7 protein-coding genes and 1 tRNA gene are annotated in these 9,285 nt (G+C 46.2%); 5 read left to right on the top strand and 3 right to left on the bottom strand.

What is annotated here, in order from left to right:
• On the top strand, positions 1-868 hold an 868-nt coding region (locus tag ACQY6Q_RS06350), incomplete at its 5' end, for a hypothetical protein (RefSeq protein ID WP_427979223.1).
• 226 nt (positions 869-1,094) lie between these two features.
• Here the strand turns inward: ACQY6Q_RS06350 and ACQY6Q_RS06345 are convergent.
• Positions 1,095-1,181 (bottom strand) — tRNA-Leu (locus ACQY6Q_RS06345).
• Between the two features lie 204 nt (positions 1,182-1,385).
• On the opposite strand from ACQY6Q_RS06345, the gene ACQY6Q_RS06340 reads away from it, so the two are divergent.
• Positions 1,386-1,856 (top strand): RDD family protein, encoded by a 471-nt coding sequence (locus tag ACQY6Q_RS06340; RefSeq protein WP_055734250.1) that lies wholly within the window; start codon positions 1,386-1,388, stop codon positions 1,854-1,856.
• A 97-nt stretch (positions 1,857-1,953) separates the two neighbouring features.
• Here the strand turns inward: ACQY6Q_RS06340 and lptG are convergent, their stop codons facing one another.
• Both lptG and lptF read right to left on the bottom strand, forming a co-directional pair.
• On the bottom strand, positions 1,954-3,021 hold the full coding sequence (lptG, locus tag ACQY6Q_RS06335; RefSeq protein WP_427979220.1) for an LPS export ABC transporter permease LptG: 1,068 nt from the start codon (positions 3,019-3,021) through the stop codon (positions 1,954-1,956).
• Positions 3,005-4,120: an LPS export ABC transporter permease LptF gene (gene lptF, locus ACQY6Q_RS06330; protein WP_427979217.1), complete on the bottom strand. Its 1,116-nt coding sequence runs from the start codon at positions 4,118-4,120 to the stop codon at positions 3,005-3,007. The genes lptG and lptF overlap by 17 nt, the downstream gene beginning before the upstream one ends.
• A gap of 197 nt (positions 4,121-4,317) precedes the next feature.
• Between lptF and pepA the strand changes: the two genes are divergently transcribed.
• From pepA to ACQY6Q_RS06315, 3 genes are all read left to right on the top strand, one after another.
• Entirely contained in the window at positions 4,318-5,826 is a 1,509-nt protein-coding gene (gene pepA, locus ACQY6Q_RS06325) for a leucyl aminopeptidase (protein ID WP_427979215.1), read from the top strand.
• Positions 5,827-5,943: 117 nt separating this feature from the next.
• The gene (locus ACQY6Q_RS06320; RefSeq protein ID WP_427979213.1) at positions 5,944-6,390 is read left to right on the top strand and encodes a DNA polymerase III subunit chi; all 447 of its coding nucleotides are present in this window, start codon (positions 5,944-5,946) and stop codon (positions 6,388-6,390) included.
• A gap of 14 nt (positions 6,391-6,404) precedes the next feature.
• Entirely contained in the window at positions 6,405-9,266 is a 2,862-nt protein-coding gene (locus ACQY6Q_RS06315; protein WP_427979210.1) for a valine--tRNA ligase, read from the top strand.
• Positions 9,267-9,285 lie beyond the last annotated feature (19 nt).

Raw genomic sequence — 9,285 nt, 5'->3', positions numbered from 1 at the left:
GGGGAAAATGGTATTTTTAGCGGTGCTGTTTGTTCTTATTGGCTGTTGCATTGATATTGGCAAGTATCTATTTTGGGCTCAGCGTAAGCGCAGCCATTATTACGGGTTTCTCAGTTTGGTACTTATGGGATTTTCATGGTTGGCAAGCTGTGCCTTCCTCGTTTCTTCTGAGTACAATCTGTTACGTGAATCACAAATCCAGTCTGCACCGTATGTTGCTTTGCAGCAGAAGATAGATGGCATCAAACAGGAGGTTGCTTTTCATGAACGATTGCTTGAAAAACGGCTAAGTAGTTCATATCACAGCCAGTGGAAGCAGGGAGAAGTTACTATTGAAAAACTCGCGGACCTTAAAGCCAAATTAACCGAATTGACAGAAAGTTCCTCCGGGATAGGGCTGGATGTGGCGGTTCAGCATGTTCCCACTACCAAGTTTTTTAATGAAATTAGCCAGATATTAAATGTTAGCAGTAAAGTTACCAGGGCTGTCGGTTATGGCTTGCTAAGCATGTTGCTGGAGGTTGGCACCTTGGGAATGATCAGTCTGCTACATGCTTTTAAATTGGATTCAGCTGTTAAATACCCCTTAGATCCTTCCGGGGGCGAATTGGGGGTGGGAGATGGCGAAAATAATGATGTAGAAACACAACAGATGAAAGCTCGATTGATTTATGACATATTGAAAGGCAATACACCTCCCGTGTTGCGTAGAATCAAAGCGGCTGATTATGGCTTGGGAATTGATGTTATTAGGCAGATACTAAAGGGGTTATATACCGTTGGAGTACTCGAAACCGACAAGCGTAATAGTTATAAACTTGCTGGATCTTTACGAAATGAGCTTATGGAGCCGTCGGGATATGAGTAGAAAAAGAGTGTATCTTGAACAGCGGGTGTTAATAGATATAAAAACAGCCGAAATAGGCAAATATTTATTATAGTCCGAGAGTTAAGTGATCTTCAGGGCGGGTTCCAGCTCGATGTGATTACTCGGAGTTTTTAAAATTACTTCAGCTTGTATCCCCAGTGCATCCCAAGGTATCAATCGAAATATCAAATCGTAAATAATCTGTTGGATCTAGAAATAAAAAAGATGGTACCAGCGGGCGGACTCGAACCGCCACGTTCTCGCGAACGGGGGATTTTGAATCCCCTATGTCTACCAATTTCATCACTCTGGCTTTGTGCCTCGCCTTAGCGAGTGATTGGCATTATAAGGCGCGTTTTTAGATTGGCAAGTGCTTTTTTTGCTAAAGCAGACTAAGTGTTTAAGAATTGCGCGAGCGGGCAATTAATCCTATATTTTGCGGCAAAATCGAACCTAGATTAAGCTCAAACAAATCCATTTTGTTACCATATAACAAATTTTTTGGAGACAAGCACTAATGAGTCAAACCACCGCAGTCAGCCCACAACGTGGCGCTGGTTTTTTTCGTCGTCTTGGCGCTTTTATTTACGATAGCCTAATGACCGTTGCCATTGCGATGGTAGTCAGTATGTTATGCCTCGCGTTGGTCGCAGTAAGCAATAGCATAGGCTTGCTCAAACTTCCCGAAGGCATGGAGCATTCTAGTTACTTAGTGGCACAAATTTGGTTTCAGGGCTTAGTATGGGGCAGCATCATTTTGTTCTACGTTTGGTTTTGGCATAACCATGGCCAAACCATTGGCATGCGGGCTTGGCGCTTACGCGTGCAAAACTACGACGGCTCTAACATTAGTTACACTCAGGCGCTAATCCGCTTATTCACCGCAGCCTTAGGTTTGGGTAACTTAATGGTACTGCTGACCAAAGATAATACCGCCTTTCAAGACATTTGGGGCAAATGCCAAGTGGTGACCTTAGCTAAAAAGTAACAACCAAGCGTCGATAGCTTAGCTCAAAAATACTGTCTAGCGGCAACACCCTTAGGGCAAGAGGCAAATAACAGCTTTGCCCTAAAAAGCAAAGTGATCACACCCGACGATTAATCAAGTAGAAGGCGATACCCAGTACCAAAATGCTGGGAATGGCTGCGCTCAAATAGGGTGGCACCCCATATACCAAGCTCATCGAGCCCAAGACCTGATCAAGAATGTAGTAACTGAAGCCTGCCACCACTCCCAGCATAATCTTGGCTCCCATGCTGGAACTGCGTAAGGGGCCAAATACAAATGACAGAGCCAGCAGCATCATAATGCCCGTTAGTATTGGCATCATGAGCTTACGCGCCAAAGCTAGCTGATAACGCGAAGGATCTTGGCTGTTTTGCTGCAGGTAGGATATGTAAGAGAACATACCAGAAATTGACAAGTCATGCGGTTTTACCGTTACCACGCCCAATTTATCGGGGGTTAAAGTGCTGACCCAGGGGTAATCCTGGATCGGTGTTTGTTGCACTTGCTCATCACTAAAATCCAGTACACGACCGGTTTCGATTAACCAATGATCTTGCTGATAGTTGGCCTTAACGCCCTCGATTTGCTGGTATAGCTCTCCCAAGGCATTAAAGCGATAAATGGTAATATCGAACAGCGTTTGGCTTTCCTGCACTTCACCAATATTCACGAAGCTTTCACCATCTTTAGCCCAAACACCACGCTGTACCGCCACCATGGCACCACCAGATATCTTGCTAGAACGCAATTGTTTCGCCGCCAAATCCGACTGAGGTGCAACATATTCACCTAATAACATCATCACTAGCATCATTGGCACTGCGGTTTTCAGCACCGCCACGGCAATATTAAAACGAGAAAGCCCCGAGCTTTGCATCACTACCAACTCACTGGTACTAGCTAATGAGCCTAAGCCAATCAAGGAGCCTAACAAAGCAGCCATGGGGAAGAACATTTCCAGCTCGCGCGGCACACTCAGCAAAACATACCAAAGAGCATCGGCAATTTGATAATCTCCTTGCCCTACGCTGCCCAGCTGTTCAACGAACTTAACAATCATACTCAAGCTTTGTAGAGTGACTAACACCAGCATGCTAGACATAATAATGGTACGGCCAACATACCAATCAAGAATTCGAAACACAGGCCTGTCCTTTAATTTTTCCGCGCAGCTTTAAGTAGTATTCACTTCGTATAAACAAGTAGCTCATAGCAATCAACAGCATCAGAGCATGCACCGACCAAAGTCCGATCTCTGGTGCCAATTTGCCATCTTCTAAGGCGCTTCGAGCGGCACTCAGCATCAGGTAATAACTTAAATAGAGTAAAATAGCTGGCAACAACTTGGCGTAACGCCCTTGCCTTGGATTCACCGCCGCTAACGGCACCACCATAAAGGTCAAAATGGGAATAGTCAGCGGTAAAGACAAGCGCCATTGCAGCTCAGCAATCTGGTTTAACTCTTGAGAGCCCCATAACTGGGCTGTCGGCATAGAATATAAACGCTGCTGCGAGGGATTACTTTGCTGTTCGCGCAAATACACTTTATAGCGCTCAAAATGCAAAATATTGAAGTCTAGTTGGTCCGGAGCTTGCTCATAACGTTTACCGTCTTTTAGCACCATCCACTGCGAACCATCGGCGCGCCTCTCAATCCCACCTTCTTTGGCCATCACCACCGAAGGACGAGTATCGTCGTCACCACGCGGAGTATGTGCAACAAATACCTTCTCTAAGTGCTGACCTTTGTTCTCAATTTGTTCAACAAAGGTCACCACTCCACCACCTAAAGATTCAAAACGCCCCTGCACCAACACCGAAATACCCGCTTCGGCATCCATTTGGTCAAACAATTTTTGCTCTAAATCATTGGTATAAGGGCTCAAATATAAGGTATTAAATCCGGCAGCAAGGGTCGAAATCAGCCCCAAAATCATGGTATCTCTTAACAATTGAGCGGTACTGTAGCCACAAGCTTGCAATACCACCATCTCACTATCGGCATATAAACGGCCATGAGCCACTAAAACACCGATAAACATGCTAATTGGTAGAATTAGAATCATAAAGGCAGGCATGTTTAACAACATGACTTTCGCAATAATCTCACCTGCAATGTTGCCTTCGGCAGCCTGAGCCAGCACTCGGACAAATTTTTGCGAGGTAAAGATCAACAGCAAAACGGCCAACACTGCGAGTTGTGTTTTTGCTGTTTCTTTAAACAAGTAACGGAATATTAGCACTCAGTCATTCACTTCAAACGTAGAACTTTGCTGGTAATAGCAAATAATTCAGATAAACTTTCTATTTTTAACAGTTTCACATAGCAATATGAGCCTGTATAGCTCATATTTATTTAAACAGTAGCCAGAAATGGTCATTCCGTTGAAACTGGTAGGTTATCTATCTTAACCCAGTTTTGGTGATTGTAGGAGTATTCATGGAGTTTAGCGTAAAAAGCGGTAGTCCGGAGAAGCAACGTAGTGCGTGTATAGTTGTTGGTGTGTACGAACCACGTCGCTTATCCCCAGTTGCCGAACAACTAGATAAAATTAGTGACGGCTACATCAGTGCACTGCTGCGTCGTGGAGACTTAGAAGGTAAAGCGGGTCAGGTCTTGCTATTACATCATGTACCCAACGTACTTAGCGAACGCGTACTATTAGTGGGTTGTGGCAAAGAGCGCGAACTAAATGAACGCCAATACCGCCAAATTATTACCAAAACCATTAATACACTAAATGAAACAGGCTCTATGGAAGCGGTTTGTTTCTTACCTGAGTTACACGTTAAATCACGCAATACCTACTGGAAAGTTCGTCAAGCGGTAGAAACAACCCAAGAAACGCTCTACAGCTTCGATCAATTAAAGAGCAACCGTGAAGAGACTCGTCGTCCGCTACGTAAAATCGTCTTCAACGTACCTACCCGCCGCGAGTTGGCGATTGGCGAAAGCGCAGTACAACACGGTTTAGCCGTTTCACATGGTGTAAAAGACGCTAAAGATTTAGCCAACCTACCCCCCAATATTTGTAATCCTGCTTACTTGGCCGAACAAGCCAAACAGCTAGAAAACAACTACGACAATATTAAAGTCAGCACTCTCGGCGAAGCCGAAATGGCAGAACTCAATATGAACTCCTACTTGGCTGTAGGTCGCGGCTCTGAAAATGAGTCAATTATGAGCATCATTGAGTACTGCGCCCCTGGTTGCGAAGAGCAAAAACCTATCGTATTAGTGGGTAAAGGCCTCACCTTTGATTCCGGCGGTATCTCATTAAAACCCGGTGCTGGCATGGATGAAATGAAATACGACATGGGCGGCGCTGCTAGCGTTTATGGCACCATGAAGGCACTTGCCGAGCTACAGCTGCCGTTGAAAGTAACCGGAATACTAGCGGGTTGTGAAAACATGCCAGGAGGTAACGCTTATCGCCCCGGTGATGTGATTACCACCATGTCAGGCCTTACCGTAGAAGTGCTTAATACCGACGCCGAAGGGCGCATGGTATTGTGTGACGTACTCACCTATGTAGAGCGCTACGAACCAGAGTTGGTGATTGATGTAGCCACCCTAACTGGCGCCTGTGTGATTGCCCTTGGCCACCATACCACCGGCTTAATGACACCACACAATCCTCTTGCTCACGATATCCTAAACTGTGCAGAACAAAGTGGCGATAAAACTTGGCGCTTACCACTAGGCGATGAATATCAAGAGCAATTAGCCAGCAACTTTGCTGACATGGCCAACATCGGTGGTAAAACCGCAGGCTCAATTACCGCCGCCTGTTTCTTATCGCGCTTCGCCAAGAAATATACTTGGGCTCACCTCGATATTGCCGGTACAGCTTGGAAGACAGGTGGCGAGAAAGGTGCCACTGGTCGTCCTGTGCCACTGTTGACCCAGTTCTTAATCACTAAAACAGGTCAAGAAGTCGAAGAATAGCCGTTTACGCAAAGCTTAAAATAGGGAGCAATGGCTCCCTATTTTGCTTTTCTAGCCGCTCTTTTAGGGCGCTAAGTTTGATTGCCGAGCTTATTTCAAACGAGTACTCTCTAGCGTATGAAAGCGAAATTTTATATCATGCCCGATTCGGTCACCACTGACAGCGAAGCGCTCGATAGCATCGCCTGCCAAATATTGGCGCAATACTATCGAGTGGGTGAGCGCATATTGGTATATACCTCATCAAAGCAGCACGCCGAGCGGCTTGACGAACTGTTGTGGCAATTTGAGCCAGAGCAATTTGTGCCGCACAATCTCAGTGGTGAAGGCCCTCAAGGGGGGGCGCCTGTAGAAATAACTTGGCAGGCACCAAGGCAACGTCGCCAGTGCTTGGTGAATCTCACCAACAGCGTGCCCGATTTTGCCAGAAATTTTCAACATATTATTGATTTTGTGCCAGCAGATGAAACCGGTAAAGCTGCGGCAAGAGAACGTTATCGAGTGTATCGCCAACTGGGTCTACAGTTAGACACCGCAGCATACACAAACCCAGAAATTATATAGAGTCAAAACATCCAATGGAAAAGACCTACAACCCAAGCGCTATCGAACAGTCGCTCTATCAAGAATGGGAACAACAGGGCTACTTTAAGCCAAACGGCGATAGCTCAAAATCGGCTTATAGCATCATGATCCCGCCGCCAAACGTGACTGGCAGCTTGCATATGGGACATGCATTCCAAGACACCATTATGGATACCTTAATTCGTTACCAACGGATGCAGGGTAAGAACACCCTATGGCAAGTTGGTACCGACCACGCGGGGATTGCTACCCAAATGGTGGTTGAGCGTAAAATTGCAGCCGAAGAAGGTAAAACTAAACACGACTACGGACGTGATGCCTTCATCGACAAAATCTGGGATTGGAAGGCAGAGTCTGGCGGCACTATTACCAAGCAGTTACGTCGTTTGGGCGCCTCGGTAGACTGGGAACGCGAACGCTTCACCATGGATGAAGGCATGTCAAAAGCAGTCGAGGAAGCCTTTGTTCGCCTCTACGAAGACGACCTTATCTACCGTGGTAAACGCTTGGTAAACTGGGATCCTAAACTGCACACCGCGATTTCCGATTTAGAAGTGGAAAACCGCGAGCAAAAAGGCTTCATGTGGCACCTGCGCTACCCACTAGCCGATGGCGAGACCACCAGCGAAGGTAAAGATTACTTAGTGGTAGCCACGACTCGCCCAGAAACCATGTTAGGTGATACTGGGGTAGCGGTTAACCCTGAAGATCCTCGCTACAACAGCCTCATTGGCAAATTTATTGAGCTGCCTTTAGTGGGTCGCCGTATTCCGATTGTTGGAGACGAGCACGCCGACATGGAAAAAGGCACTGGCTGTGTGAAAATAACTCCCGCTCACGACTTTAACGACTGTGAAGTAGGTAAACGCCACCAGCTACCGATGATCAACATTCTTACCCTGAATGCTGACATTCGTGAGGCCGCTGAAGTGTTCACCAGCAATGGTGAGCCATCTGATGTTTATTCAACAGCCATTCCCCAAGAGTATCAAGGTTTAGAGCGCTTTGAAGCACGTAAAGCGATTGTGGCTAAATTTGATGAGCTAGGTCTGCTTGAAGAAGTCGCCGAGCACAATAATACCGTACCTTACGGTGATCGTGGTGGCGTGGTGATTGAGCCAATGTTAACCGACCAATGGTATGTTCGCGCTGCACCTTTGGCTAAAACGGCCACCGAAGCGGTTGAAAACGGCGATATAAAATTTGTCCCGCAGCAATACGAGAACATGTATTTCTCTTGGATGCGCGATATTCAAGACTGGTGTATTTCTCGCCAATTATGGTGGGGCCATCGTATTCCCGCTTGGTATGACGCAGAAGGCAAGGTTTACGTTGGCCGTAACGAAGCCGAAGTGCGTGCCAAACACAACTTGGGCGACGAGCTAAGCTTAACTCGAGACGAAGACGTGCTAGATACGTGGTTCTCTTCCGGTTTATGGACCTTCGCCACTCAAGGTTGGCCAGAGAAAACTGAAAACTTAGCCACCTTCCACCCGAGTGATGTATTGGTTACCGGTTTCGATATCATTTTCTTCTGGGTAGCCAGAATGATCATGATGACCATGTACTTCATTAAAGATGAAAATAACCAGCCACAAGTGCCATTTAAAACGGTATATGTGACCGGCCTTATTCGTGATGAAAATGGCGATAAGATGTCTAAATCTAAAGGTAATGTGCTGGATCCTTTAGACATGATCGATGGCATTGATTTAGAAAGCCTAGTAGCCAAGCGCTGTGGCAACATGATGCAGCCGCAATTGGCTAAGAAAATTGAGAAAGATACCCGTAAAACCTTTGAAAATGGCATCGAAGCCCACGGTACCGATGCTCTGCGTTTCACCCTCGCAGCCATGGCCACTACCGGCCGTGACATCAACTGGGATATGAATCGTTTAGAAGGTTACCGTAACTTCTGTAACAAGCTGTGGAATGCCAGCCGTTACGTATTAATGAACACCCAAGAGCAAGACTGCGGTAAAGACGGTGGCGAAATGGAATTCTCTCTAGCCGACCGCTGGATTGAAGGCCAATACCAACAAACCATTAAAGCTTACCGTGAAGCCTTAGACAGCTTCCGCTTTGATATTGCCGCCCAGCATATTTACGATTTCACTTGGAACCAATTCTGTGGCTGGTACTTAGAGTTAACTAAACCGGTATTGTTTAAAGGCACAGAAGCACAACAACGTGGTACACGCTTTACCTTATTAAAAGTATTGGAAAGCTTGCTGCGCTTAATGCACCCAATCACGCCCTACATCACCGAAACTATCTGGCGTCAGGTGGCTCCGTTAACCGGTAAAGCTAACGCAACTGATAGCATCATGTTGCAAAGCTTCCCTGAGTACGACGCCAGCCGTATCGACCAAGCTGCCGTGGCTGACTTGGAATGGCTCAAGCACTTTATTATAGCGATCCGTAACATTCGTGGTGAAATGGACATTAGCCCAAATAAACCGCTGAATGTATTACTGAAAAACGCATCAAATGAAGATTTGCGACGCTTAAGCGACAACGCGCCTTTCTTAGCCTCGTTAGCTAAACTGGAAAGCACTCAGCCGCTAGCAGACGGTGAACAAGCGCCAGCCTCTGCCACAGCGATTTTAGGTGGTATGGAAATTCTTATTCCTATGGCGGGCCTGATCGACAAAGAAGCCGAATTGAGCCGTATTGCCAAACAGCTAGAAAAGCTTGAGAAAGAGCTAAGTAAAGTAACGGGTAAACTGTCCAACCAAAAATTTGTGGCTAATGCGCCAGCGCAAGTGATTGCCAAAGAACAAGCCAAGCAGCAAGAAATGGAAGCCACTAAAGCTAAACTTGTTGAACAACAAGCGACCATTGCAGCACTGTAATTAGAGCAACATCATCAAG

The sequence above is a fragment of the Agarivorans sp. genome (assembly GCF_050295395.1).
Taxonomy (GTDB): domain Bacteria; phylum Pseudomonadota; class Gammaproteobacteria; order Enterobacterales; family Celerinatantimonadaceae; genus Agarivorans.
This window is presented reverse-complemented; position numbering and strand designations above follow the sequence as displayed.

Excerpts from the sequence above, each read along its gene's own strand:
- ACQY6Q_RS06340 (WP_055734250.1), top strand. The coding sequence starts at position 1,386 with ATGAGTCAAACCACCGCAGTCAGCCCACAACGTGGCGCTGGTTTTTTT.
- pepA (WP_427979215.1), top strand. The coding sequence starts at position 4,318 with ATGGAGTTTAGCGTAAAAAGCGGTAGTCCGGAGAAGCAACGTAGTGCG.
- ACQY6Q_RS06320 (WP_427979213.1), top strand. The coding sequence starts at position 5,944 with ATGAAAGCGAAATTTTATATCATGCCCGATTCGGTCACCACTGACAGC.
- ACQY6Q_RS06315 (WP_427979210.1), top strand. The coding sequence starts at position 6,405 with ATGGAAAAGACCTACAACCCAAGCGCTATCGAACAGTCGCTCTATCAA.